Genomic DNA, 25,749 nt, shown 5'->3' on the forward strand with positions numbered 1-25,749 from the left:
GTAGGTTCAAATCCTACTCCCGCAACCAACGCCAGAAAATCCCAAACAGCCCGCATCTCTACAAACAACCCACTGGATCAATCGCTGAACGCTCTCGAAATGACAGCCTGACAGATGCAGACCAGGCTGCCATCAGCCGCGGGTAAACAAGCTGGCAATGCCGGCCTAACTATTTGCTCTGCTTTGATTTTTTTACCGTACTTCCAGGAATGAGTCGAAATCCGACGTCCTTAGTAGATTTTGTCGGTTCACCATTGATCTGTGCCAACACCATCTCCGCAGCGATCTGGCCAATTCTGAGGTGAGGGACCGCGATTGATGTCAGCCGATAAGGTTGTATTGCTGCAATTGGCAGGTCGCCCCATCCTGCGATGCCGATGTCGTCAGGAACGCTCATGCCGATCTTCTGCGCGTACTGCAGGCCTCCGATCGCCATATTGTCGTTCTGATAATAAATGACTTCGACATCGCGATGGGCTGCCAGCAATTGTTCGGTGCCGTAAAACCCCGTGTAGAAACTTGGGGTGTCCTTTAGAAGTAGCTGTTTTTCAAGTCGCCCATTTGCGTCCTCAATTGCTTTTGAGAACCCATGAAGCCTTGCGGTCGCCGCGTTTGCGACATCATGAGACGTGCCGACGTAACCGAACTTTTGGTACTCCATTCCGGCAAGGTAACGGCCCATGCTATAGCCGCTGTCAAAGTGGTTCAGCCCAACGCACATATCTAGAGGGCTGGAATTGAAGTCCCAGATCTCTACCAAGGGAATTCCAGCGCCGCGCAGCATCTGAATGGCTTTTTGGCTATGAGAACGGCCTGTTATGATCAGCCCAGCTGGCTGCCAGGACAAGACGGTTTCTATCCATTTTTCTTCATGATCAATCTCGTGTTCTGTCAGGCCCAGAACTGTCTGGTGGTCGAACGCACCAAGCTTGCGGTCGATGCCCTCGAGAACCTGAGCGAAGATTTCATTGCCAAGTTCCGGGATGCTGACGCCGACAAAAGTCGATTTTTTGTCACCGGCAAAAACCGTTGCCAAACGATTCGGTAGGTATCCCAGACGATCCACTTCGGCCATGACCTTGGCACGCGTTTTTTCTGAGAAGCCACCTTCATCTCGCAAGACTCGACTTGCAGTCATCTTGGAAACGCCTGCGGCCTTCGCCACTTCCGCGAGGCTCACCTTATTGTTTTTACTTATTTTATCAGGGTCGCTGCTCATTTACGTTACGGGTAACTCTTTTTTGTTGACATCCGCCTTGCCTAGGCGAATGCTAGCGTAACGTTACGGGTAACTCAATACGGTGTTGAGGAGCATCGGAGTTTCCTAGATCTAGGAGGAGGCAGCTGTGCCTGGCACTGCGCAAAACAATTTATTCTTCGACGGGATAAAAAAGCATTTTGGCGGCACCTATGCGCTGCGGGATGTTTCGCTAAACGTTGAGCGTGGTGAGATTGTTGCCCTGCTGGGCGAAAACGGTGCAGGCAAGTCGACCCTCATCAAAATCCTTGGCGGCATACACAAGGCTGACGAAGGGCGAGTTCTGATCAATGGCCAACCCTACGAGCATCGCCCGGGCGGATTTGGTGAACGTCAATCTGTTGCCTTTATCCACCAGGATCTGGGCATGATCGAATGGATGACCGTGGCCGAGAACATTGCGCTGGCTCTCGGCTATTCCCGAAAAAGCGGTTTGATCAATTGGAAATCCGTGGACAGCTTTGCGCAGGACGCGTTGGACAAGGTGGGGTGCGAATTCGACCCGACCACGCGGGTACAGGATTTGTCGCGGACCGAAAAATCTCTGGTAGCGATTGCCCGCGCTTTGGCCGTGGATTGCGACTATCTGGTGCTGGATGAACCAACTGCATCCCTGCCAGCGGATGAGGTCGAACGGCTGTTCGAAGCGTTGCGCCCTTTGAAGGAACAGGGCGTTGGCATGATCTACGTGTCGCACCGGCTGGACGAGATTTTTCAGATCGCCGACCGTGTTGCGGTTCTACGAGACGGTGAGATGGTTGGCCTTCGCAGCATCGACCACACCACGCCTGAAGAGCTGGTTTATATGATCGTCGGTCGCAAGACTCGGCAGGTGATGAAGCCGGATACCCCACCGGGCGATACGCTGCTTGAGGTGTCCGGGTTGAACATGGAAGCGGCTCATAATGTCAGCTTTCAACTGCGGACCAACGAGATCGTTGGTCTTGTGGGTCTTCGCGGTGCAGGGCACGAGAACGTATCTCGTGCGCTGTTCGGGTCGGAAGGGTTTAGTGGCCAGATTACCCTGCATGGTGAAACGCCTGACCTGAGCTCTCCGCAGACCGCGATGGCGTCTGGGATCGGCTTGGTGGCGCGGGACAGAACCGAAGAATCGGTCGCCATGTCGCTGACCATCCGCGAGAATACGTTCCTGAATCCGGCGGCCATCGGGCGGTCCTTGTTATCGTTCATGGGCCACCGGGCCGAGACAGAGAGCGCCGCGCGTATCGGTGCCGACGTGGCCTTGTCTCCTAATGATCAGAGCATGACGATTGAGAGCCTGTCGGGCGGGAACCAACAAAAGGTTGTCATCGGGCGCTGGTTGGAAACCAAACGCAAGCTGTTGATCTGCGAAGACCCGACCGCGGGCGTCGATGTAGGGGCAAAAGCAGAAATCTACGCGCTGTTGAACCGCGCGATGGAGGAGGGCGTCGGCATCATCGTCGTTTCAACCGACTTCGAAGAAGTTGCTGCCATCTGCCACCGCGCCATCGTCTTCAGCCAGGGTCAGATCGTGCGCGAATTGACCGGTACCGAACTGACCACTGAAAACCTGATACAGGCTGCCTCGGCGTCGAACGCCGTGGCGAGTTAAGGAATACGACTATGCAATCGCTTGAATCCAATGCGCTGGAACCGACCAAGGCCGAGTTGAAAGATGCCTCGTTAAAAACTCGAATTCTCAGGTTCTTGCCGGTTTACGGGCTGGTTCTGCTGACTGGTTTTCTGATCATCCTGTTTTCGATCCTTCTGCCAAACACCTTCCCGACGCTTCTGAACCTGCGGGCAATTATCTCGGACAAGGCGATCATTGCGCTTCTGTCCTTGGGGGCGATGATCCCGATGGCGGCAGGTCGCATCGATCTAACCGTGGGATACGGCATCGTACTCTGGCACATCCTGGCGATCTCTCTGCAGACCTTGTACGGCATCCCATGGCCGATTGCGGTGGCGATTGTTCTGTTGCTGGGTCTGCTGACCGGTTTCCTGAACGGTCTGCTGGTCGAGGTCGCTAAGATCGACAGCTTTATCGCAACCTTGGGCACGGGTACGGTTCTGTATGCGCTGGCGCTGTGGCACACGGGCGGGCGTCAGATGGTTGGCGCGCTGCCGGACAGATTCTATGCCATCAACGGCACCTTTGTATTTGGCCTGCCAATCACCGGCTTCTACGTGCTGGGGATCACAGTCGCGATGTGGCTGATCCTCGAATATACGCCGATTGGCCGGTACCTCTACGCGATTGGCGCCAATCAGCGTGCTGCGCAGCTGAACGGTATTCCAACCAGGAAATTCGTCATTGGTGCGTTCATGTCATCGGGCCTGATCACCGCCTTTGCGGGCGTGTTGCTGGCGTCAAAATTGCGGATCGGGCAAGCCTCGGTCGGTCTTGAATTCCTGTTACCTGCTTTGGTTGGGGCCTTTCTTGGGTCCACAACCATCAAGCCGGGACGCGTGAATGTTTGGGGAACAGTCGTGGGTGTCGCGATCCTGGCTGTTGGTATCTCGGGCATTCAGCAATTCGGTGGATCCTTCTGGGTCGAGCCGATGTTCAACGGTGTCACGCTGCTGATCGCAATCGGTATCGCCGGTTACGCTCAGCGTCGCAAAGGCGCCAAAAAGTAAACAGCATAAGGGAGGAGATTATGCTGAAACGGACTTTCATGGCGGTATCCGCTGCCGCTCTGCTAACAGGTTTGGGGTTTCCAGTGACCGCCGAGACGGCGTTTGACGGACCTACAAGCGGACCGACTGCTGCAGAAGGCAAATCCATTGTTGTCGTCGCAGGGGATCTGAAAAATGGGGGTATTCTCGGGGTCACTAATGGCGTCGAGGAAGCGGTTGGCGCAATCGGTTGGGAGGTGCGCGTGTTGGACGGTGCCGGATCCATCCAGGGTCGGACCGGAGCCATCGGCCAGGCACTGGCGCTGCAACCCGACGGGATCATCATCAACGGCTTTGACGCCATCGAGCAGCAGGCCGCGCTGGAAGGCGTGGTAAGCGCGGGCATTCCGATGGTGGCATGGCATTCCGGCCCCAAGATCGGATGTGACGCGCCCGGCGGAATCTTCGCCAATGTCTCGACCGATGCCATGACGGTGTCCGAGGTGGCCGCAGAGTGGGCTATGGAAGATGGCGGCGACGGGGTCGGCGCAATCATCTTCACCGATTCGACCTATCAGATCGCCATCGATAAGGCCGACCGCATCAAAGAAACCATCGAAGCTGCGGGCGGTACGGTGCTGGAATATGTCGATACGCCCATCGCCGACACCTCGGCCCGGATGGGACCACTAACCACGAGCCTGTTGCAGAAATATGGCGACCAGTGGACCCACGCGCTTGCGATCAACGATCTGTATTTCGACTTCATGGGGCCGGCATTGGCGGCGGCGGGTATCTCATCCGACGACGGGCCTCAGGCAGGGTCAGCAGGGGACGGGTCTGAGGCTGCGTTCCAGCGCATCCGCAGTGGCAACTACCAGACAATCACTGTGGCCGAGCCTCTTAACTTGCAAGGCTGGCAGTTGGTCGATGAACTGAACCGCGCCATTCAGGGCGAGGCGTGCTCGGGCTATATCACGTCGCCCGCATTGGTGACCGAGGAAGGTCTGGCCAAGCTGGGCGATAGCAATCAGTTCGACCCGGACAGCCCCTATCGCGAAGCCTACGCAAAGATCTGGGGCAAGTAACCGATCCGGTGGTCCTTGCCTGAGTTGGCAAGGGCCCCGCTCGAAAAGATGACACAGCGCAGAGCCAAATCAGCGGTCTTTCGACTGCCATGGCGGAGCTTTGCGCAGAGGAGGAAACCATGAGCGAACAGCCATTGGTTCAAATGCTAGGAATAACCAAACGCTTCGGCGGGGTGACCGCGCTGCAAGATGTCGATCTGACGGCCTATGCGGGCGAAGTTCTCGCCATCGTCGGGGACAACGGGGCGGGTAAATCCACCCTGATCAAGATCCTGACCGGAGTGTATCAGCCCACCGAAGGCCACATCCTGATGGATGGAAAACCGTTGGAGATGGCCAGCCATTCTGACGCAATCGCAAACGGGATTGATGCGGTTTACCAAACCCTCGCGCTGGCCGATCATCTTTCCCCTGCTGCCAATATGTTTCTGGGCAACGAACTGACCAAGAAGGTGTTCGGCATTCCGTTTCTCGACAACAAGCGGATGAAGACCGAGGCCGCCCGGGTTCTGGAAGAACGTTTGGGCGTGCGGCTGCGGTCGATGGATGTGATGACGGAAAGCCTGTCAGGGGGTCAACGTCAGGCGGTCGCTATCTCGCGCGCGGTCTATCACGAAGACCTGCGCTTGCTTGTTATGGACGAACCTACCGCCGCTTTGGGTCCGCAGGAAACCGCAAGAACTCTGAAACTGATCAAGGCGCTGCGTGAACAGGGCCTTGCTGTGATCCTTATTTCGCACTCGCTGGATGACGTGTTCGAAGTGGCCGACCGCGTGCATGTGCAACGCCGAGGCCGCGCTGTTGGCGTTGTCAAAACTGCGGAGAGTTCCGTTCAAGACGTTCTGGGCCTGATTGTCGGCGCCCAGGACGTAGCTGCGTGAAGGAGAACGATATGTCCGCGGCGACGACAAACACTGAACAAAGAACCATCATGGACCGGTTGGAGCCTTATCTAGCCTTTATCGGGCCGATGGTCATGATTCTTGCCATCCTTATCTTCATGGGTATTGCCGAACCAGCGCGTTACTTCCGCCTTACCAACCTGAACCTGATCCTGCTGGATGCCGCGCTTTATATGCCGATGGCGATGGCGATGACTTTCGTCATCACGCAGCGCGGCATCGATCTGTCCATCGGGTCAATTGCGGCTCTGTCTGCGATCCTGATGGCGTTTCTGGTCAAGCAATACGGTTTTCCGGCCTGGGTCGCGGTGCCTTTGGCTATCCTGCTGGGTGCGATCATGGGCCTGATCAACGGGCTGGTGATCACCCGGTTCAAGGTCCCGGATCTGATCGGCACGCTGGCCATGGACCTCGTCTATCGCGGCCTAGCATTGGTGATTGCAAAAGGTCTGGTTCTGGCGCGGTTCCCCGAATTGATCACTGAAATCGGACGTGGCCAGATTCCAGGTTTTATTCCCGTGCCAGTGGTGCTGGGCTTGATCACAATGGCAATTGGCTATGTCGTGCTGACCCGCACCTATTTCGGGCGCTACACGATTGCTATTGGCTCGAACCCCGAAGCCAGTGAAATGACCGGCGTGGCTGTCGATCGGCACAAGATCTATGCATATGTGCTGATGGGTGCCGCTGCGGCGATGGCCGGTGTCATGCTGACCGGAAAGCTGAATGCTATTCAGGCGACCTCGGCCCCGTATTTCAACCTGCACGTCATTGCTGCGGTTGTGGTGGGCGGCACCTCGCTGTTTGGCGGTCGTGCCTCAATGCTGGGCTCGCTGGCCGGTGTTCTGCTTCTGTCGATGATGATCAACGCGTTGGTCACGCTGCGGATCGAATTCTTCTGGCAATCCGTCGCCTCGGGCGTGGTGATTGTCAGTTCAGTCGCGCTGTACACCTGGATGCAGAAGAAAGACCGCGATGGTGCCCGCAGCCTGCTGGCCGGGTTGCGCACCAAAGAGGCGCAGAAACTGATCTGTTTCTCTGCCGCGCTGATCGGAGCACTCATCCTGTTGCTAGCCCTTGGGGCCGGACTGGCAACCGAGCCTGCGCCAAGCGGCTAAGGCAATAAAGATGGTGCACCAGGAGGTAGGAGTCCCGGCGCACCTGCAAGGCCCCACAATGTTCGCGAAAGGGAGGACTTACCGTGAAACAATTGAACAAAGCTCTACTGACGACAAGCGCATTCTGCCTGTGTGCCGCCGCAGCCTTTGCTGATGGGCACGGAAAGCTACCGCTGAAGGAACTGCCGGGTATTGAAGACCGGGATTACTGGGTCCCCGGCGAGGTCAATGCAGATGGTAAGCTTGAGGCACTGCAAGCTATGACCGGGGCCGCTGCGGTACCGTACGCAGGCGCACAAGACGGCCCGCTTCAGATCGCGCTGATCTATCCGTCGGCGGATACGTCGGACTTCTGGGCGCGCAACTATCTGGCGATGACCAAACGTCTGGACGAGTTGGGAATTAAATACGAAACAACCGAATTCGCCAGCCGTCAGATCGAACATAGCCTGCAATCGACCTATGCCAATCAGGTGGTTCAGGATGCGGACCTGTATGACTTCGTGATCTTCGGCCCATCGGAACTGGCCATTCAGGCCGACAATATCGACAAGATGGCCGGAAATGATGGGTTTGCGACCTTCGTCTGGGCCTTCCACACGCCGCCAAAAGAGCTGACAAATCAGCCGGATGCGTGGTTCGATTTCAGCTCAGCCGCCGGTGCGCTGACCATGTGCGACTATATGTTGGAACGGCTTGGTTCGGATGTCACGATGGCGATGAATCGTGGCATTCCTGGCATCACCGACGACCAGCGTTCGGGTGATTTCAAGGCCTGTGTCGAAGAGAAAGGCAACTGGACCACCGTTTACGAGCACTACGGTGAGTACCAGCGTGAAGGCGGCTTCGAAGGTACCAGTCTAATCCTGCAGGCCTATCCCGAAGCCACGATCATCCACAACGCCAACACCGCGATGGCGATGGGGTCGGTCGAAGCACAGGTTGCTGTTGGCAAGGAAAAGGATGTGTTCTCGACCGGTTGGGGCGGCACGGGCCTGGAGCTGGACGCGATCCGGCGGGGTGAGCTGGATGCAACCCCCATGCGCATGGGTGACGACGTGGGCGCCGCAACGGCCGAGGCGATCAAGGCGCATTTGGAAGGCCGCCAGGACGAACTGCCCTTTGTCTTCCTTGGTCGGATCACAGTCGCGCACGACCAAATGAGCCCCGAAGAACTGGATGCGCTGGAACAGGAAGCGTTCCGGTTCTCGGGCGTTGGCGCGTTGGAGCGTTAAACGGGCTGGGCGGGGAATCCCGCCCATACTCACCCGGTTCAAACCGAATTGGGGATTGACGTTTGTTTGAGCGGTTAATAACGATGTGACCGGTCACATATATTGAAGAAAGATGATGTGGAAAGGGATCCAAGATGGCGCAATCCATGATGCTGATCGAAAAATGCAGCCATTGCGTAAGCTGGTACAATATTGAAACAGGGGCCCGTCAGGGCCGTTTGGATCTGCCGCATTTCCCCCATGAATTCGTGGTCGATGATGACTTTCACTATGCCTATGTTGGACATTACGGAGTGCAGAATTCAGGCATCGACGGCACCGATGGCCGCTCGGTCATCGTGATTGATATCCGCAAGCAGGAAATCGTTCACACCTATGATCTGGGTGAGCACGCCCGCCCGCATGGGATCGGTCTTGACGGTCAGGGAAGGCTTTATGTGCTTTCGGAATGGACCGGACATCTGCTGGTCAAAGAAAACCCGCGCGCCTTCGATCAGGGCTGGGATCACGTCACTCCCACCGGCGGCACCAAATGCCATCTGTTTGCCCTGACCAAGGATGGGCATACGGCCTATTCAATGAACCTGGTTTCGGGGGATGTGACCGTGTTCAATCCCTATGATGCGTCGGTCGCGCCGATCTCGATCAAGACCGGTCAGAAGCCCGAAGGCCGTTGCCTGCGTGAAGAGGCGCATACGCTTTACACATCGCAACGCATTTCCAACACGGTGGCAGTGATCAACACAGATACGTTGGAAATCGAACGCAGCTTTCCGACACCGGATGATCCTTGTCGCATCTACTACGACAAGAAACGCAACCGTCTGGTAACAATGAACCACTTCGGAGGGTCGTTCTCGGTCTTTGATGAAGCCACCGGAGAGATGCTGCACGAACAGAAAACACCCGCAAACCCGCTGGCGCTGTGTATCGATGATGAGGCCGCCTTTGCTTATATCGCAATCGATTGCGAGCAGGTGCAGCGGTTCAACCTCGACACGTTCGAGGTGGTGCAGACCTTTGATACGGGCAAGGAACCGGACGTGATGGTCATCCTGCCCGACGGATTTTCCAAACACTGGGAGAGCGCGGCATGACCAAGCCTCGTATCGCTATTGTGCCCGGCGACCCTTCGGGGATCGGACCGGAATTGATCGCCAAACTGCTCAATCAGGATGGTGTGAAGGAGGCTGCGGATATCGTGCTTGTTGGCGACAGTCACCTGTGGGCACGCGGCGCAGAACAAGCTGATCTGGACGTGCCACTCAACACGGTGGATGCCGTGGCAAATCAACCGGGCCTGTCGCATCTTGAGCTCGACACCATCGCGCCCGAGGACGTGAAGATCGCCGAGGTCACCGTCGAGGGCGGTGCAACATCGCTCCGCTGCCTCGACAAGGCGATGGATCTGGCGATGGCGGGGCAGGTCGATGGTATCCTGTTCGGCCCGTTCAACAAAGCCGCGATGACCGCCGCCGGGCTGAATGCCGAGGACGAGCACCGCTACATGGCGCGGTATATGGGGCACACCGGCTATCACTCGGAGCTTAATGTTCTGGATGAGCTGATGACGACCCGCGTGACCTCGCATATCGGGCTCAAGGACGTGGCGGCCAATATCACTGAAGCGGGGATCTTGCAGGCGGTCAATCTGGCCGATGACACGCTGCGCAAGGCTGGCAACTCACGCCCGAACATCGCGGTGGCGGCGCTTAACCCGCATGCTGGGGATAACGGCAAGTTTGGCCGGGAAGAGATCGACATTCTCGAACCCGCCGTGCGTAAGGCGCAGCAAAAACAGATGAATGTGACCGGCCCATGGCCCTCGGACACGGTGTTTCTAAAGGCGCAGCGGGGCGAGGTCGATGCGGTTGTGACCATGTATCACGACCAGGGCCAGATCGCGATCAAACTGATGGGGTTTGAACGCGGCGTGACCGTTGCAGGCGGCTTGCCCATTCCGGTGGCGACTCCTGCGCATGGCACGGCCTTTGATATTGCCGGACAGAACAAGGCCAACCCGGGCGCAACACGGCAGGCGTTTGATCTGCTGGTGCGCATGGCGAAAACGCATCGCGCCGAACGCAGCGCGGACTGAGGAGACAAAAATGACCAAGATCAAATCCGTACGCACGCGCGTCTGGAACTGGACCGGGCCTACCGTGCCGCCAACGGGCAATTTCTGCACAAATGCGTCTGACGTGCTTTGGGACAAGGGCGATGCAATGTCATCGTTTCGCTTCCATCAATGGCTGACCTGCGAGATCGAGACAGAAGATGGGACAGTGGGTATTGGTAACGCTGCGCTCGCGCCGACCGTAGTTAAGAAAGCCATCGACGATTGGTTTGCGCCCATGGTGATCGGCGAAGATCCGTTTGATTATGCCTATCTCTGGGAAAAAATGTATCGCCGCAGCCATGCCTGGGGTCGAAAAGGGATCGGGATGACCGCGATCTCGGCTGTTGATCTGGCGATCTGGGATCTGATGGGCAAGTTGGCGGGCAAACCGGTTTTCAAGCTGCTTGGGGGGCGCACAAAGGAAAAGATCCCCGTCTACTACTCGAAACTATATTCCGGTTCGATCGAGAGTATGCAGGCAGAGGCGGAAGAGGCTAAGAAGCACGGCTACACCGCGTATAAAATGCGCTTTGGCTGGGGGCCCAAAGACGGGATGCCGGGCATGCGCGAAAACCTTAAACGCGTCGAGGCGGTGCGTGAAGTGGTTGGTTATGACGCTGATCTGATGCTGGAATGCTATCAGGGCTGGAACGTGGACTACACCAAGCGCATGCTGCCGAAACTGGCAAAATATGAGCCTCGCTGGCTGGAAGAACCTGTGATCGGTGATGACGTTGCCGGGTATCAGGAGCTCAACGCAATGAACATCGTGCCGATCTCAGGCGGTGAGCATGAATTCTCGGTTATTGGATGCAAAGATCTGATCGCCAGCAAAGCGGTCAGCGTCCTGCAATATGACACTAACCGAGTCGGCGGCATCACGGCGGCACAAAAAATCAACGCCATTGCAGAGGCATTCCAGGTGCCAGTCATCCCGCATGCAGGGCAGATGCATAACTACCATCTCACGATGGCTAATGCCAACTGCATGATCAGCGAGTACTTCCCCGTCTTCGATGTCGAGGTCGGAAATGAGCTGTTTTATTACATATTCGAAGGTGATCCCGATGCAGTCGACGGGTTCATTGATCTGGATGATAGCAAGCCGGGTCTGGGCATCGAGATCACTGATAAGCACCTTAAACACTTCGAGATTACGGAGTAACTCATGACCTATACTGGTATCTGGCCGGTTGCGCCGACGCCGTTCAATGATGACGGAACACTTGATCTGGAAGGGATGAAGCGGGTTCTGGATTGTCTGATCGATCAGGGCGCGGACGGGATTTGCGTTCTGGCCAATTTCTCGGAACAGTTCCTGATCTCGGATGAGGAACGCGAGATCCTGACACGGCTGAGTCTTGAGCATGTCGCCGGTCGTGTGCCGATGATCGTGACGATCAGCCATTTCGCCACACAGATTGCTGCAGAGCGGGCGAAATTCGCCAAGGATCTGGGCGCAGACATTGTGATGATGATGCCGCCCTACCATGGGGCGCTTCTGAAAGGGAACGCTCAGCAGACATTCGAACAGTTTGCCGCCGTTGGCGAGGTTGGCATTCCGATCATGGTGCAGGACGCGCCGTTGTCGGGCGTCGATCTGCCGGTGCCACTGCTGGTGCGCATGGCGCAAGAGATCGACATGGTGAAACTGTTCAAAATCGAATGCCCGCGCGCCGCAAACAAGTTGCGCGCGCTAATCGCAGAAGGCGGTGATGCCATCCAAGCACCCTTTGATGGTGAGGAAGGCATCACTCTGTTGGCTGATCTGGATGCCGGGGCCACGGGGTCGATGACATCGGGCATGATCGTGGATCAGATCAAGCCAGTGATTACGCATCACCATGCGGGTCGCATTGATGAGGCGACGGCGGCCTATGGGCGTGTCGCGATGGTGATCAACCATGAGAACCGCCAATGCGGCTGGCAATCGTGCAAAGCCGCAATGGTCGAAGGCGGCGTGATCCGATCTGAATTCTGCCGCCACCCGATTGATCCGCTGCAACCGGCCATTCGCGACCGTTTGATAGACCTTTTGAAACCGCTGGACCCAATGGTCCTGAAATGGGGAAAATAGAATGATCCTTGGACAAAACCTGATCGACGGCAAATGGGTCGGATCAGACAATTCACGCGCGTCGGACGATCTGGACGGACAAAGCTTTGCGCAGGCGACGGCGTCGCAGGTGGATGAAGCCTGCAAGGCCGCACGCCGGGACTTTCGCGCCTACTCTGGCAAATCGCGGGCCGAGCGTGCCGCGTTTCTGCGCACGATTGCGGATCAAATGGATGTGTTGGGGGATGAAATCACCCAGACAGGCATGGCCGAAACCGGCCTGCCCGAGGCGCGTCTAGTGGGCGAGCGCGGCCGGACCACCGGCCAGCTGCGCATGTTCGCTGACCTGATTGAAGAGACAGAATATCTCGATATTCGCAAAGACGGCGCACTTCCTGACAGGACGCCACTCCCCCGTCCTGATCTGCGCCTGACGCACAAAGCTATCGGCCCTGTTGCCGTCTTTGGTGCGTCGAACTTCCCGCTCGCCTTTTCTACGGCGGGCGGGGATACAGCCTCGGCTTTGGCCGCAGGTTGTCCCGTAATCGTCAAGGGGCACAGCGCGCATGCGGGCACCGCCGAGCTTGTGGCGCAAGCCATCGCAAAAGCGATTGAGATTTGCGGCATGCCCTCGGGCACGTTCCAGATGGTACAAGGTTCGGGCCGTGAGGTCGGATCTGCGCTTGTTCAGCACCCTGAGATTCGGGCGGTTGGCTTCACCGGATCGCTGGCCGGGGGGCGTGCTCTCTATGATCTGTGCCATGCGCGTCCGCAGCCCATACCATTCTATGGTGAGCTGGGCTCGGTCAATCCAATGTTCTGCCTGCCTGCCGCGATGGCTGCCCGCGCTGCCGAAGTCGGGGCAGGGTGGGCCGCGTCTCTGACAATGGGCGCGGGTCAATTCTGTACCAATCCCGGCGTCGCCATCATGCTCGCCGGATCTGAGTCTGACACGCTGGAATCGGCTTGTGCGGCCGCGCTGAATGATACGGCTGAACAGAAGATGCTGACCGATGGTATCCATGAGGCTTTCGAACAAGGCGTTCGGGAGTTCCGCGACCTGATGGTCGAGGTTACGTCCTGCGGGGCGGCAACCGGCAAACGCGCGGCTGTTCCGGCGCTGTTCAAAGTCACTGCCAAGGAATGGATGGCAAACCCAAAGCTGCAACACGAAGTCTTTGGGTCTGCGGGTATACTCGTCCGCTGTGACGACCTTGACGAGATGCAGGCGGTTGCCGAATGCCTTGAGGGTCAGCTGACCTTGACTTTGCATCTGGACGACGCAGACGCAGACTTCGCCGGCAGCCTGATGCCGGCGCTGGAAGAAAAGGCAGGCCGTTTGCTGGCCAATGGCTTCCCGACGGGGGTCGAGGTGTGTTCTTCGATGATGCATGGCGGGCCTTATCCGGCAAGCACGGATGTGCGCGCCACATCGGTGGGCACCTTGGGGATCGTACGCTGGCTGCGGCCCGTAAGCTATCAGAACATGCCTGATACGCTTTTGCCCAGCGAATTGCTGGGCTGACGTTCTGAGATTGTGACCGGGAACAAGGTGGTCTAACTTCTGCCCAAAGGCGGTGGTTGCATGACGAACAAGAATCCCGGTCGCACGCATGTCACGATGCGAGACGTCGCCAAAGCGGCAGGCGTTTCGCGGATGACAGTCAGTCGGGCACTGAAGAAAAACAGCCCTATTTCCAAAGAAACCCGCGACCATATCCTGCAAGTCGTCAAGCAGATGAATTATGTGCCCGATCAGATGGCAGGTTCCCTGACGACCAAGAAATCCGGCTTTGTGGCGGTGCTTTTGCCCTCTTTGAACAACCTGCATTTTGCGTTAACGGTTCAAAGCCTGACGGAAGAGTTGGAAAAGGTGGGTCTTCAACTGCTGCTGGGGCACACGGACTATTCAGCCGAGCGCGAGGAGCAGTTGGTCGAAACCATGTTGCGCCGCCGCCCTGAGGCGATCGTGTTATCTTATGATGGCCATACACAGCGCACGCTTGATTTGCTGGCGGACGTATCGGTGCCCATCGTGGAAATTTGGGAAAAACCGAAACATCCCATTGCGCACACGGTTGGGTTTTCGAATTCCAAAGCCGCTTATGACATGACGACGGCGCTGATTGAGCGCGGCTTCAAGAATATCGTTTTTCTTGGCGAGGAGCAGGATGATTGGACCCGAGGCGCTGCACGCCGGGATGGTTTCGAGCAAGCCATGCGCAGTGCGGGGTTGAACGCCGACGCTCAGATCATGTTGGGGACACCGCCGCTTACTATCGAAAACGGTGCTGCGGCTGTTGACGTTATTCTGGAACAGTATCCGCAGGTGGAGTGCGTGTTTTGCGTATCGGACATGGCGGCTTTTGGCGTTCAGAGTCGTCTTTTACAAATTGGTAAATCAGTGCCAGAGGATATCTCTGTCGTTGGGTTCGGGAATTTCGAAGTTTCGCGGTTCAGTTCCCCCTCGATTTCCACCGTCATTGTTGATCCGATCGAAATCGGGCGGCAAACCGGCGTACTTATTTCGCGTCTTTTGGACGAAGAAGAAAGCCCAACAGATTCGCCTTGCCACGTAACGTTGACACCGCGCGTCGAGTTTCGCGAAAGCTGCAAACCCCTTTAATTTTCTAAACTATTGATAAGGCTAAATATAATTTTCTATGTGACCGGTCACATAGCTGATACTGTGACCGGTAACAAAGGGTGGAGGAACAATGCCCCGGATACGGTTGGAAGGCCTCGTGAAACGGTACGGGGACTTTGAGGTTCTGCATGGAATTGACCTCGAAATGGAGGAGAATGAGTTCACAGTCTTTGTCGGGCCGTCCGGCTGCGGGAAGTCCACGACACTTCGCATGATCGCCGGGCTCGAGACGGTCTCGGACGGTGAGATTTTCATTGATGAAAAACCAGTCAGTCATCTAGAGCCCAAGGCCCGCGATCTGGCGATGGTGTTTCAGGACTATGCGCTCTATCCGCATCTCGACGTGGCGCGAAACATGTCGTTCGCGTTGCGGCTGCAGAAAGTTCCAAAGGCTGAGATTGACAGGAAGGTGGGCGAGGTCGCCAAGATGCTCGGCCTTACCGACTACTTGCATCGCAAACCGGGCGAGTTGTCAGGGGGACAGCGCCAGCGTGTCGCGATGGGGCGGGCCCTGACGCGCGACAGCAGTACCTTTCTGTTCGACGAACCGCTGTCCAATCTGGACGCCAAGCTACGCGGGCAGATGCGGGCTGAGTTGGCGCTGATGCGTCAACAGGTGCAGAAAAACATGATCTACGTCACCCACGATCAGATTGAGGCGATGACACTTGCCGACAGAATCGTGGTGATGCATGGCGGGTACATTCAGCAGCAAGGCACACCGGAAGAGTTGTATAAGCGCCCCGCCAACAAGTTTGTCGCCGGGTTCCTCGGATCGCCCCCGATGAACTTTCTGGATGCAACGGTCGAAGATCGAAGTGGCCAGTTGTTTGTAACCGGGGCAGGTTTCGCCATCGGTCTCAGTCAGGAACGTCAGAAAACCCTTTCGGACGCTGACCTGAGCAACGTCATCCTTGGTATCAGACCTTCTGACCTAAGCTACAACCCGGATGCCCCGGAAGCTGCTAGTTTGGACCTGAAGGTTGTGGTGTCGGAATATATCGGCGCGCAATCGGTTCTGATCTGTGACTGCGCAGGTCAAAAAGTTGAGGTCGAACTGAAATCGGACACACCCATCGCTTTGGGTGAAACCCTTCGGTTCGAAGTCAACGCAGACGCAATTCATCTCTTTGATCGCGAAAGGGAGGTCGCCCTGTAACAGCGGCCCAAGACCAGCATGGGAGGAGCAAATGCTGAACTTACTTAAACAAACCGGTGTGGGCGTCGCGGCCTTGGCGCTGACGACAGGGTTGGTCGCCGCCAGCCCATATGAACCTTATGAAGGCACGACATTGGTTGTGAACTTCCCGGCCCATCCGCATTTTGATGCGGTCATGCAGGTGCTGCCGCAATTCACGGAAGAAACCGGAATTCGCGTGGAAGTCGACCAGCTTCAATACCTGAAGATGCGCGAGAAACAGACACTGGAACTGACCAAGAACAAAGGCGATTATGACCTGATCGCTTATGTGGTGTTTTCCAAGGCTGACTATGTTTATGCCGACCAGTTGGAGAACCTCGCCAAATACTTCATGAATCCCGCGCTCGCAGATCCGGCCTATGACGCGGATGATCTGATTGATGGCTATGTCGGCAACATCGGTGTTGCGGGCGGCAGCAAAGGGTATCTGCCGGGACCTACCGGGTCGCTGTTTGGCATCCCCTTCGGGTCAGAGACATCAATCCTCGGGTATCGCAAAGACATCTTTGAAAAGCATGGTCTTGAGGTTCCCGAAACCTACGACGAGTTGCTGGAACTGGCGTGTAAAATACCCGAGTTGGAACCCGGCATGGGTGGGTTGGCATCGCGCGCGGCCTCGGGGCATCACGCATCGCACGCCTACCTGCTGCACCTCGCTCCTCTGGGCGGTCGCATCTTCGATGAAAACTGGAACCCGATTATGAACAATGCTGAGGGGGTCAAAGCCGCCGAAGCGTTGAAGACAATTGTCGATTGTGGTGCAGAGGGGGCTGAGACCTTCGGGTTCGCCGAAGCAGGCGCATCTTTCCTGCAAGGCAATTCAGCCATGTTCCTCGATTCCACCGTGTTTGCAGGTCAGGTGAACAACCCCGAGAAATCAAAGGTTGTGGGTCAAATCGGCTGGGCTCCGCATCCCGAAGGCGCGCGCCGTGGCAGTCAGACCGGTGGGTTTGGCATTGGTATCCCGACAAACGCCCAGAACAAAGATGCTGCTTTCCTGCTGATGCAGTGGCTAACCTCGAAAGAGGCCGACAAGGCAATAGCGATTGCAGGAGGCAACCCTTCCCGGTTCTCAACGCACTCCGATCCGGATGTACTGGCAGAGCAGCCGCATCTTGAGGTGTTTGGCGAGGCGCTCAAACACGCTGATCCCGACTGGCGTCCGATCATCCCGGTCTGGGGTAAGATCAATGCTGATCTGGGGACAACGCTCAGCCAGGTTCTGACCGAAGATCTGGATATCCAGACAGCGCTGGATGGTGTAGCTGAACGCAGCAAAGCGATCATGGATGACGCCGGCTACTACACCTGGCAGCAATAGGTTCTCCCCGAGGTAGTGCCTGAGGTTTTGCTCGGGCGCTGCCTCCCAAGACGATACTCCAACAAGTCAAAGGGTCGCTGTCATGAGCGCTGTCGCACGGGCCAATCGGCTCACCCCATATCTGTTTCTTGCGCCTGCAGCGCTCGTGCTGATCTTCGCGTTGCTTTATCCGATCGGGTATATGATCTACGCCAGTTTCCTCGACTGGAGCCCCAGCCAACGGATTGGTCAGGCCGAGTTTGTTGGACTAAAGAACTATATAAATCTTCTGCACGACAGTGCGTTTCACGAAAGCTTCTGGGTCACGATCAAGTTTGCCTTCATCGTGGTGACGTTGGAAATGGCGCTGGGTGTTGGTCTAGCTTTGCTGCTGGATCGAAACATACGCGGCATGTCCATGCTGCGGACTGTTTTCATTCTGCCCATGATGATCGCGCCCATCGTAGTCGGCCTGATGTGGCGCTATATGTATCATCCGACGGTCGGCATCTTTAATCGCACAATCAAAAGCCTGGGTTTTGACGAGGGTATCCCTTGGCTGTCGGACAGCACTTGGTCGTTCATTGCGGTTGTGATTGCCGATGTCTGGCAGTGGACACCCTTTATTTTCATTCTCGCGCTGGCGGCCATGCAGTCGCTGCCGCGGTCCGCATTGGAAGCAGCTGAGATCGACGGCGCAAGCGAGTGGCAGAAGATCACCATGATCAAGATACCGCTGATGATGCCGGTTTTGATCGTGACCCTGCTATTGCGGCTGATCGATGCGTTCAAAGTGCTCGAGGTCATTCTGGTTCTGACCAATGGCGGCCCCGGCCTGTCCACCGAGATCATCGCTTTGCGTATCTTCCGCACCGCTCAGGAGTTTCAGGAACTGGGTGAGGCCGCAGCGATGTCGAATGTCCTGTTGCTGATGCTGATGGGGCTGACCGTGGGGATGTTCATGTACACCAAGGTGCAAGAGGCGCGGGCCGCCAGAATGCGTGCCGCCGCCGAACAAACGGAAAGCTGAAGACCATGGCTACTCAGACCGAAAAACAAAACCCGGCTTTCTATGCTTTGCTGGCTGCGCTGGTTGTCATGTCAGCGGGACCAATCCTTTTGATGCTGGCGACATCCTTCAAAATGAATGTCGACATATATGATGAAAGCGTGTCGGCCTTTTTCTTCACGCCAACGATCAGGAACTATGAAACGGTCTTGTGCGACGTGCTGTGGTACAATCCGGATCACGTGCAATATTGCGATCCCACCTTCGGGCGGGCTCTGCGCAACTCTCTGATCGTGGCGACAATCTCGACAGGTATTACGCTTCTGATTGGCTGTATGGCGGCCTATGCGCTGGTCCGGTTTCGCTTTATGGGCCGTGGTGCCGTTTCGATGACAACGCTGATGATGCGGATGGTCCCGCCAGCCGTATTGCTGGTTCCTGTGTTTGGCATCTGGACCTTTCAGTACCACCTCGATCAATCCTATGCCGGGATCATTCTGGTCTACACGGCGATGAACCTGCCCTTTGTTATCTGGATCTTACAGAGCTTCATCGTACAAGTTCCGATCCAGTTGGAAGAAGCAGCGCGCATGGATGGCGCCAACCCGTTTCAGGTGTTCTATCTGGTTGTTCTGCCGATCATCAAACCCGGCCTTGCGGCGGCCGCGATTTTCACCTTCCGCATCGCTTGGAACGAGTTCCTTTTGGCCAATGCCCTGCTTGGCAGATCGACACGGACGGTACCTGTCACCATCGTGAACTCAATCACCGAATATGACATCGACTGGGGTGTGATCATGGCGACGGGCATGTTGCTGGCCGTACCGCCGATCATTTTCACATTTGTGGCTTCGCGGCAGATCATCACCGGTATGACAGCGGGAGCGGTGAAGGGCTGATGATCGATTGGCTTCTTTCACCTATCGATCCAACCCGAGGACATGATGTCGGTTTCTTCCTGTCTTGGCATGCTCGGTGCATGGTGGTCGCCTGGGGTGTGATCTGTCCTGCCGCGGTCTTGGCGGCGCGTTACTTCAAGATCCTGCCGGGTCAGAATTGGCCGCATGAGCTGGATAATCGGTTCTGGTGGTTGTGCCACTGGAAAGGGCAGACCTTTGCCTATGTACTATCACTCGTAGGGGTTGGGCTTATCCTCGCGAACACAGGAGAGCGCCCTGACGCTTGGCTGCATGCGAATCTGGGCTATACAGTTCTCGGTCTGGGAACGGCACAGGTTGTTTTAGGCATTTTCCGAGGCAGCAAAGGGGGCCCCACTGCACCCGCAAGCGATGGCAGCCTGTCTGGCGATCACTACGATATGACAGCGTGGCGGGTCGCGTTCGAGCATATTCACCGCGTGTTGGGATATCTTGCGCTGCTTCTGGCGGCGCTTGCGATCCTCAGCGGGCTTTGGTCGTCGAACGCGCCGCGTTGGATGTGGATTGTTATCTCCGGGTATTGGATTCTGTTGATTGGTGTTGCCATTTTCCTGCAACGCTCTGGCCGGGCTCATGATACATATCAGGCGATCTGGGGGCCGGACCCATCATTGCCAGGTAACAAAAGAGCAAAAATGGGATGGGGTACCGTCCGACCCGGTGACCAATTGGAATACCCCTCTAGCGAAGGAGCGGAATAGTGTTTGGCGTTTTGGAAGGCACTGGGTTCGAGGTTATCGAAAAAGAGTTTGAAAGCTGTTTCATCGGCCATGCCCGCGTTGAAAGGCTTTGGACAGGTGCGCGCTGGACGGAAGGGCCTGCCTGGTTTGCTGCGGGCCGCTATCTCGTGTGGTCCGATATTCCCAACAATCGGATGATGCGTTGGGATGATACGGATGGTTCGGTGTCGGTGTTCCGTGAGCCTGCGAACAACTCCAATGGCCATACGGTAGATGGGCAGGGACGTTTGGTTTCCTGCGAGCATTTGACCCGTCGGGTGACCCGCACAGAACATGATGGATCGATCAGCGTTCTAGCAGATGCTTGGGACGGCAAGCGGCTCAATTCTCCGAATGACGTGGTTGTCAGATCAGATGGCTCAATCTGGTTCACCGATCCGTCTTACGGGATCATGATGGATTATGAAGGAGAGCGCGCCGAAAGCGAGATTGGTGCCTGCCATGTTTATCGTATCGATCCCGATTCTGGCGAGGTGACGGCGATTGCGACGGATTTTGTGAAACCAAATGGTCTGGCTTTTTCACATGACGGCATGACGCTTTTTGTAGCGGACACCGGTGGTACTCATACACCGGGTGGCCCGGCACATATTCGCAAGTTCACGGTTAGTGGCGACGGGAAATCCCTGTCTGGCGGCGATGTCTTTGTCGAATGTACAAACGGTTTTTTTGACGGGTTTCGGCTGGACCGAGATGGCCGCATTTGGAGCTCGGCCGCTGATGGCGTGCATTGCATCAATTCCCAAGGAGCTTTGATCGGGAAAGTGCATATCCCTGAGATTGTCTCGAATGTCTGCTTTGGCGGCGCGAAGCTCAATCGGCTTTTTATAACGGCGACCAGCTCGCTCTATTCAGTTTTCTTGAATGTGAATGGAGGAAGGTAAAGCGGTTGATCCATTGTCGGATCGATTCCCGGCTGACCGTCCACCGCGTTCCGCGAGCAGATCTTCAACGTCATCGGTGTTGGGCGCAAAGCGATGTTAGACCCAGACGGCATGGGCAATGAACGCGCGCGGAAAACGAAAACCCTTAGGGCTCGGCATTTTAGGCGGTATCTTTAGGCGTGAGTGGAAATCAGTTCAGAATGCGCAAGACGATGAACGGTAGGTTCGGCGCCCAGCACGCAAGTTGTCAATTTGACAAAAAAATTGACGAAATGATGATCCAAGCGCTGATTTCGTCAAGATAACCCCTGCGATATGACCACAATCTACGCCACTCTCAAAGCAAACCTGAAGAGAGGAGGCGAGCCATGTCGTGGAAGATATGCATCGTTGGGGCAGGCAAGATTGGGCAGATGATTGCTGCGCTATTGAAAGATTCACCCAACTACAGTGCCACAGTTGCAGAATATGATCTGAAGGCGTTGGCCGAGATTGCCAGGCTGGGCGTCGCGACGATGCAAATCGACGCGAAGAATATCGACGAATTGACACAAGGGTTGCGCGGCTTTGACGCGGTGATCTCTGCCGCTCCGTTTTTTCTGACGCCGAACATTGCCCAAGCCGCGAAAGAGGCCGGGGCGCATTATTTTGATCTGACCGAGGATGTTGCCGCTACCCGAGCCGTGCGCGCGCTGGCTGGAGGCAGCAAAACCGCTTTTATGCCGCAATGCGGGTTGGCGCCGGGTTTTGTTGGGATGGCGGGGGCCTCACTGGCCGCGGAATTCGATGAAATCGATAGCTTGCATATGCGGGTCGGGGCCTTGCCGCTCTACCCGACCAACGCGTTGAAATACAATCTAACTTGGTCAACGGATGGGTTGATCAATGAATACTGCAATCCTTGCGACGCCATCGTGAATGGCGAACGTGTCAAGACCGCACCGCTGGAAGACTATGAGGTGCTGGGTCATGACGGCGTGGAATACGAATGCTTCAACACCTCCGGCGGTTTGGGCACTTTACCGGAAACGCTGCAGGGGAAAGCGCGTGCGGTGTCGTATCGATCGATCCGCTATCCCGGCCATTGTGACATTCTGAAATTGCTGCTGCACGATCTGGGGCTGGAACGCCGCCGCGATCTGCTCAAAGAGATTTTCGAGTCCGCCCTGCCGCGCACCGATCAGGATGTGGTGCTGGTCTATTGCACGGCCAAAGGCATGATCGACGGGGCGCTGCGCGAGAAATCCCTGATCAACAAAAGCTTCGCTCGCGAGATCAACGGACAGGTTTGGAGCGCCATTCAGGTCACCACAGCCGCAGGTGTTCTGGGCGTCGTCGATCTGATGCGGACCGGTGTTTTGCCCTCGACCGGCTTTGTCCGGCAAGAGCAGGTGAAGCTGTCCGATTTCCTGAACACCGAATTTGGTCGGCTTTACCGGGCCGGCGATGTAACCCCACAGAACAAGGCGGCGTGAGATATGAAAGACGTTGTGATGACTGCAGAAACCACTCTGGCAAATCTGGACCTGACCACGGCCGAACTCACAGGCGGCACCATGGCGGTGCGCTCCCCGATTGACTGGCGCATATTGGCCGAGGTGCACGAAACCCCGGCCACTGAGATGGAGACCATCTTTGCCAATGCCAAAACCGCGTTCAAAGCGTGGCGCATCGTGCCAGCCCCGCGCCGGGGTGAGTTGATCCGCCTGTTGGGCGAGGAGCTGCGTGCAGCCAAGGACGATCTGGGCGCATTGGTCAGTTGGGAAGCGGGCAAGATCGCGTCCGAGGGTCTGGGTGAAGTACAGGAGATGATTGATATCTGCGATTTCGCCGTTGGTCTGTCGCGGCAGCTTTATGGTTTGACCATCGCTTCGGAACGTCCCGGTCACCGGATGATGGAAACTTGGCATCCGGCTGGTCCCGTAGGTGTGATCTCGGCTTTCAACTTCCCTGTGGCCGTCTGGTCATGGAATGCGGCGATCGCGCTGGTTTGCGGCGATCCGGTGATCTGGAAGCCGTCCGAAAAAACACCCCTGACAGCGATGGCCTGTCAAAAGATATTCGAACGGGCGCTAGCCCGGTTCGGCGACGCGCCCGACAACCTGCTGCAAACTCTGATCGGTGGGGCCGACTTGGGTGAGGTGCTTGTCGCCAGCGAAGATGTGCCGGTGATCTCGGCGACTGGTTCGACCCGTATGGGCCGTGCTGTTGCGCCCATCGTCGCGGCGCGGTTTGGCAAGTGCATTCTTGAGCTTGGCGGCAATAATGCGATGATCGTGGGCCCGTCCGCCGACCTAGAGATGGCTGTGCGGGCGATTGTGTTCTCGGCGGTTGGAACCGCGGGCCAGCGATGCACGACACTACGCCGTTTGATCGTGCACAATTCGATTAAGGATGAACTGGTTGCGCGTCTCAAGAAGGCCTATGCGGGTTTGCCCATCGGTGATCCGCTGGCAGAAGGTACTTTGGTCGGTCCCTTGGTGGACGAGGCTTCTGGCGCTGCGATGACTGCCGCGCTCAAGGCGGCCGAGGCCGAGGGCGGCACCGTCTTTGGCGGGCAGCGCGTCACCGAAGGCGTGCCAAGTGGCGTCTATATGGAACCCGCCATTGTCGAGATGCCGGGTCAGACGGCAACGGTGAAGACCGAGACCTTTGCGCCAATCCTTTATGTCATGGGATATGAAACCTTCGATGAGGCGTTGGAGTTGCAGAATGATGTCCCGCAGGGTCTGTCTTCGTGCGTATTCACTCTGAACATGCGCGAGGCTGAACAGTTCCTAACAGCGCCAGGATCGGATTGCGGCATTGCGAATGTGAATATCGGTCCCTCGGGTGCCGAGATCGGGGGCGCGTTCGGGGGCGAAAAGGAAACCGGCGGTGGGCGCGAAAGCGGATCAGACGCCTGGAAAGCCTATATGCGCCGCCAGACCAACACCGTGAACTACTCGGCAGAGCTGCCGCTGGCGCAGGGTGTGAAATTCGACATCTGACTGATCGTTCCGGCGGTGCAGCGGCATCGCCGGAGCTTAGTCCGAGAACAGATAGTCCAGTTGCATAATGGATTGCGCCTTATCAGGCCCAACGCCCAGGAACTGCGCAATCGCCGCCTCGTTCTCGGCCCGATCCGCGCTTTCGCGCAGGCGCAGATACCCATCCAGCCCGGCCTGGCGGATTTGTTCGGATTCGTAAGCCAGATCATTCCGTATCGTCGGCAACAGGTGCGAGACTGTTTGGTCTGGGCTGTTCTGACCCGCCAGTCCCACGCGCCTTGCGTGACCGATCAGATAGTCATCGGAATAGTCGCATTCGATCTCCAGCACATGTGTCTGTGCCGCATCGCTGCAGAAATCCTGAATGACGTCAAGATTGGCGGGGTCCAGACACAGAACCAGCTGGTTCGATCCGAAATGTTCAAACAGCATCCGCACGACCGCGCGCCGGTGGCGCGAGCGTTTGTTCAGCGTCGTTTCGATCCCACCCAGATCGGGCAATGGGGTGTCCTGTTCGCTGAACAGATACTCGACGCATGGCATGTCCGTCTCAGACGCGATCTGATCGACCAGCCGTTTGGCCACGTGCCATTTTTTGCAAACAACCAGAAATAGCTCTCGCTCAGGGCCTAAGGTATTCCCGGCTTCCCAGAAACGTTGCCCAAAACGGCGACCAACGCGCCCGCGCCCGGTCAGGAAGGCATAGAGATTGCGCCCTTCATCCGAGATCGGGAAGTCGACACCGGTGCTGGCATACAGCGCGCCCAGCCGTTCTTTCAACTCATGCGCTTCGGGGCTGATTTTGCGAGCGAACAGATAGTTCTGGCCCAAAAGCATGTCGAAGTGATCGTTGTAGAACGTCACCGGCATCCCGTAATCTGAGAACATCAGGAATGTTGGTGTGCGGTTTTCGATCTCACCCTTGGGGACCAGATGGCGGACAAGCGTCTGAAAGAATGTCTCATCCGGGATCCAGGTCGTTGAAAAGAAGCGGATCACATCGCGACGCTCTCGTAAGAACTCCTGGATCATCTCAACCGTGCGGCGGCGCAGGCACCACCATTGGCTGCCGATCATGATCTGCAGGTCTTCGGGGATGTCACGCGTCAGCTTGAAACGTTTTTGCAGCTCGAACGCGGTATAAAAGCGTTTGGATTGGGTACGCTCATTGAAATAGTGACGATAGATCAGACGGTCTTCTTTCATCCCGGTCTTGATCCAGTTGCTGGCAAAGAAATCGTGGCTTTCGATGAAGTCCATGTCGCGATCATCAAGAAAGCGGTGCGTGTATTCCGCTGTCTTGATCGCCATGCAGTCGCCCGACAGCATATAGAAATGCGTGGCGCGCGGGAATGCATCGACAGCGGCGTTCAGGGCGTTCAGGGTGGCTTGCACCAAAGACCACTCACCCCAGCCGCATTTGATGCGCTTGCCGGCAAAGGTGACATTGGGGTTGTCTTTCAGCGCCCTGCGGATGGTTTCGTAGTCGGCGTCTTGGGCGCGCGCGTCGAAATGGATGGCCATACAGTCGCCGGCGGCGGTTAACTGCTCGGCCTGCGCAATGATGGCCTCAGGGTCTTTGTGACACAGCAGGATATAGGCAATCTTTGCCATATGAAGTCGCAATTCCCGTTTTTGCCGGACTGCACCCGTGATACTG

General features: G+C 56.7%; 22 protein-coding genes and 1 pseudogene. 20 read left to right on the plus strand and 3 right to left on the minus strand.

All coding sequences use genetic code 11. The features are described 5' to 3' along the window. Positions 1 to 169: 169 nt before the first annotated feature. Complete coding sequence (locus ACR0EL_RS13780; RefSeq protein ID WP_480500495.1) at positions 170 to 1,219, minus strand: LacI family DNA-binding transcriptional regulator; 1,050 nt, start codon at positions 1,217 to 1,219, stop codon at positions 170 to 172. 127 nt (positions 1,220 to 1,346) lie between these two features. Between ACR0EL_RS13780 and ACR0EL_RS13785 the strand changes: the two genes are divergently transcribed. From ACR0EL_RS13785 to ACR0EL_RS13870, 18 genes are all read left to right on the plus strand, one after another. Beyond that, positions 1,347 to 2,852, plus strand: coding sequence for a sugar ABC transporter ATP-binding protein (locus ACR0EL_RS13785; RefSeq protein WP_480500496.1), 1,506 nt, complete (start codon positions 1,347 to 1,349; stop codon positions 2,850 to 2,852). Positions 2,853 to 2,863: 11 nt separating this feature from the next. Further along, positions 2,864 to 3,883 (plus strand): ABC transporter permease, encoded by a 1,020-nt coding sequence (locus tag ACR0EL_RS13790; protein WP_480500497.1) that lies wholly within the window; start codon positions 2,864 to 2,866, stop codon positions 3,881 to 3,883. Between the two features lie 20 nt (positions 3,884 to 3,903). Continuing rightward, positions 3,904 to 4,950 (plus strand): substrate-binding domain-containing protein, encoded by a 1,047-nt coding sequence (locus ACR0EL_RS13795; RefSeq protein ID WP_480500498.1) that lies wholly within the window; start codon positions 3,904 to 3,906, stop codon positions 4,948 to 4,950. A gap of 119 nt (positions 4,951 to 5,069) precedes the next feature. Then, positions 5,070 to 5,831, plus strand: a complete 762-nt coding sequence (locus ACR0EL_RS13800) for an ATP-binding cassette domain-containing protein (RefSeq protein ID WP_480500499.1) — start codon at positions 5,070 to 5,072, stop codon at positions 5,829 to 5,831. A gap of 11 nt (positions 5,832 to 5,842) precedes the next feature. Further along, positions 5,843 to 6,970 (plus strand): ABC transporter permease, encoded by a 1,128-nt coding sequence (locus tag ACR0EL_RS13805; RefSeq protein WP_480500501.1) that lies wholly within the window; start codon positions 5,843 to 5,845, stop codon positions 6,968 to 6,970. 83 nt (positions 6,971 to 7,053) lie between these two features. After that, entirely contained in the window at positions 7,054 to 8,205 is a 1,152-nt protein-coding gene (locus tag ACR0EL_RS13810; protein WP_480500502.1) for a substrate-binding domain-containing protein, read from the plus strand. Between the two features lie 134 nt (positions 8,206 to 8,339). Beyond that, positions 8,340 to 9,302 (plus strand): YncE family protein, encoded by a 963-nt coding sequence (locus ACR0EL_RS13815; protein ID WP_480500503.1) that lies wholly within the window; start codon positions 8,340 to 8,342, stop codon positions 9,300 to 9,302. Next, positions 9,299 to 10,303, plus strand: coding sequence for a 4-hydroxythreonine-4-phosphate dehydrogenase PdxA (locus tag ACR0EL_RS13820; protein ID WP_480500504.1), 1,005 nt, complete (start codon positions 9,299 to 9,301; stop codon positions 10,301 to 10,303). The genes ACR0EL_RS13815 and ACR0EL_RS13820 overlap by 4 nt, the downstream gene beginning before the upstream one ends. Positions 10,304 to 10,313: 10 nt before the next feature. After that, positions 10,314 to 11,489, plus strand: a complete 1,176-nt coding sequence (locus ACR0EL_RS13825) for an L-rhamnonate dehydratase (protein ID WP_170537300.1) — start codon at positions 10,314 to 10,316, stop codon at positions 11,487 to 11,489. Between the two features lie 3 nt (positions 11,490 to 11,492). Further along, entirely contained in the window at positions 11,493 to 12,401 is a 909-nt protein-coding gene (locus tag ACR0EL_RS13830) for a dihydrodipicolinate synthase family protein (RefSeq protein WP_480500506.1), read from the plus strand. 1 nt (position 12,402) lies between these two features. Beyond that, complete coding sequence (locus ACR0EL_RS13835) at positions 12,403 to 13,905, plus strand: aldehyde dehydrogenase (NADP(+)) (protein WP_480500508.1); 1,503 nt, start codon at positions 12,403 to 12,405, stop codon at positions 13,903 to 13,905. Between the two features lie 60 nt (positions 13,906 to 13,965). Further along, positions 13,966 to 15,006, plus strand: coding sequence for a LacI family DNA-binding transcriptional regulator (locus tag ACR0EL_RS13840; protein ID WP_480500510.1), 1,041 nt, complete (start codon positions 13,966 to 13,968; stop codon positions 15,004 to 15,006). 91 nt (positions 15,007 to 15,097) lie between these two features. Beyond that, entirely contained in the window at positions 15,098 to 16,186 is a 1,089-nt protein-coding gene (locus ACR0EL_RS13845) for an ABC transporter ATP-binding protein (protein ID WP_170537292.1), read from the plus strand. A 31-nt stretch (positions 16,187 to 16,217) separates the two neighbouring features. Then, the gene (locus ACR0EL_RS13850; protein ID WP_480500511.1) at positions 16,218 to 17,549 is read left to right on the plus strand and encodes an extracellular solute-binding protein; all 1,332 of its coding nucleotides are present in this window, start codon (positions 16,218 to 16,220) and stop codon (positions 17,547 to 17,549) included. An 82-nt stretch (positions 17,550 to 17,631) separates the two neighbouring features. Further along, positions 17,632 to 18,558 (plus strand): carbohydrate ABC transporter permease, encoded by a 927-nt coding sequence (locus tag ACR0EL_RS13855; protein ID WP_480500512.1) that lies wholly within the window; start codon positions 17,632 to 17,634, stop codon positions 18,556 to 18,558. Between the two features lie 5 nt (positions 18,559 to 18,563). Continuing rightward, positions 18,564 to 19,436: a carbohydrate ABC transporter permease gene (locus ACR0EL_RS13860; RefSeq protein ID WP_480500513.1), complete on the plus strand. Its 873-nt coding sequence runs from the start codon at positions 18,564 to 18,566 to the stop codon at positions 19,434 to 19,436. After that, the gene (locus ACR0EL_RS13865; RefSeq protein WP_480500514.1) at positions 19,436 to 20,176 is read left to right on the plus strand and encodes a cytochrome b561 domain-containing protein; all 741 of its coding nucleotides are present in this window, start codon (positions 19,436 to 19,438) and stop codon (positions 20,174 to 20,176) included. Before ACR0EL_RS13860 ends, ACR0EL_RS13865 begins: the two co-directional genes overlap by 1 nt. Continuing rightward, on the plus strand, positions 20,176 to 21,099 hold the full coding sequence (locus tag ACR0EL_RS13870) for an SMP-30/gluconolactonase/LRE family protein (protein ID WP_480500515.1): 924 nt from the start codon (positions 20,176 to 20,178) through the stop codon (positions 21,097 to 21,099). Before ACR0EL_RS13865 ends, ACR0EL_RS13870 begins: the two co-directional genes overlap by 1 nt. On the opposite strand, the pseudogene ACR0EL_RS13875 reads toward ACR0EL_RS13870, so the two are convergent. Next, positions 21,098 to 21,258: pseudogene (locus ACR0EL_RS13875) on the minus strand (IS6 family transposase); the annotation flags it as partial. The gene ACR0EL_RS13870 and the pseudogene ACR0EL_RS13875 sit on opposite strands and share 2 nt — an antisense overlap. Positions 21,259 to 21,467: 209 nt before the next feature. On the opposite strand from ACR0EL_RS13875, the gene ACR0EL_RS13880 reads away from it, so the two are divergent. Together ACR0EL_RS13880 and amaB are read left to right on the plus strand one after the other, a co-directional pair. Further along, the gene (locus tag ACR0EL_RS13880; RefSeq protein WP_480500516.1) at positions 21,468 to 22,574 is read left to right on the plus strand and encodes a saccharopine dehydrogenase family protein; all 1,107 of its coding nucleotides are present in this window, start codon (positions 21,468 to 21,470) and stop codon (positions 22,572 to 22,574) included. Positions 22,575 to 22,592: 18 nt separating this feature from the next. After that, on the plus strand, positions 22,593 to 24,089 hold the full coding sequence (gene amaB, locus ACR0EL_RS13885) for an L-piperidine-6-carboxylate dehydrogenase (protein WP_480500639.1): 1,497 nt from the start codon (positions 22,593 to 22,595) through the stop codon (positions 24,087 to 24,089). Positions 24,090 to 24,125: 36 nt separating this feature from the next. Here the strand turns inward: amaB and ACR0EL_RS13890 are convergent, their stop codons facing one another. After that, entirely contained in the window at positions 24,126 to 25,703 is a 1,578-nt protein-coding gene (locus ACR0EL_RS13890) for a DUF5928 domain-containing protein (RefSeq protein ID WP_480500517.1), read from the minus strand. Positions 25,704 to 25,749: the final 46 nt, after the last annotated feature.

It is taken from the genome of Ruegeria sp. AH12, assembly GCF_056541465.1.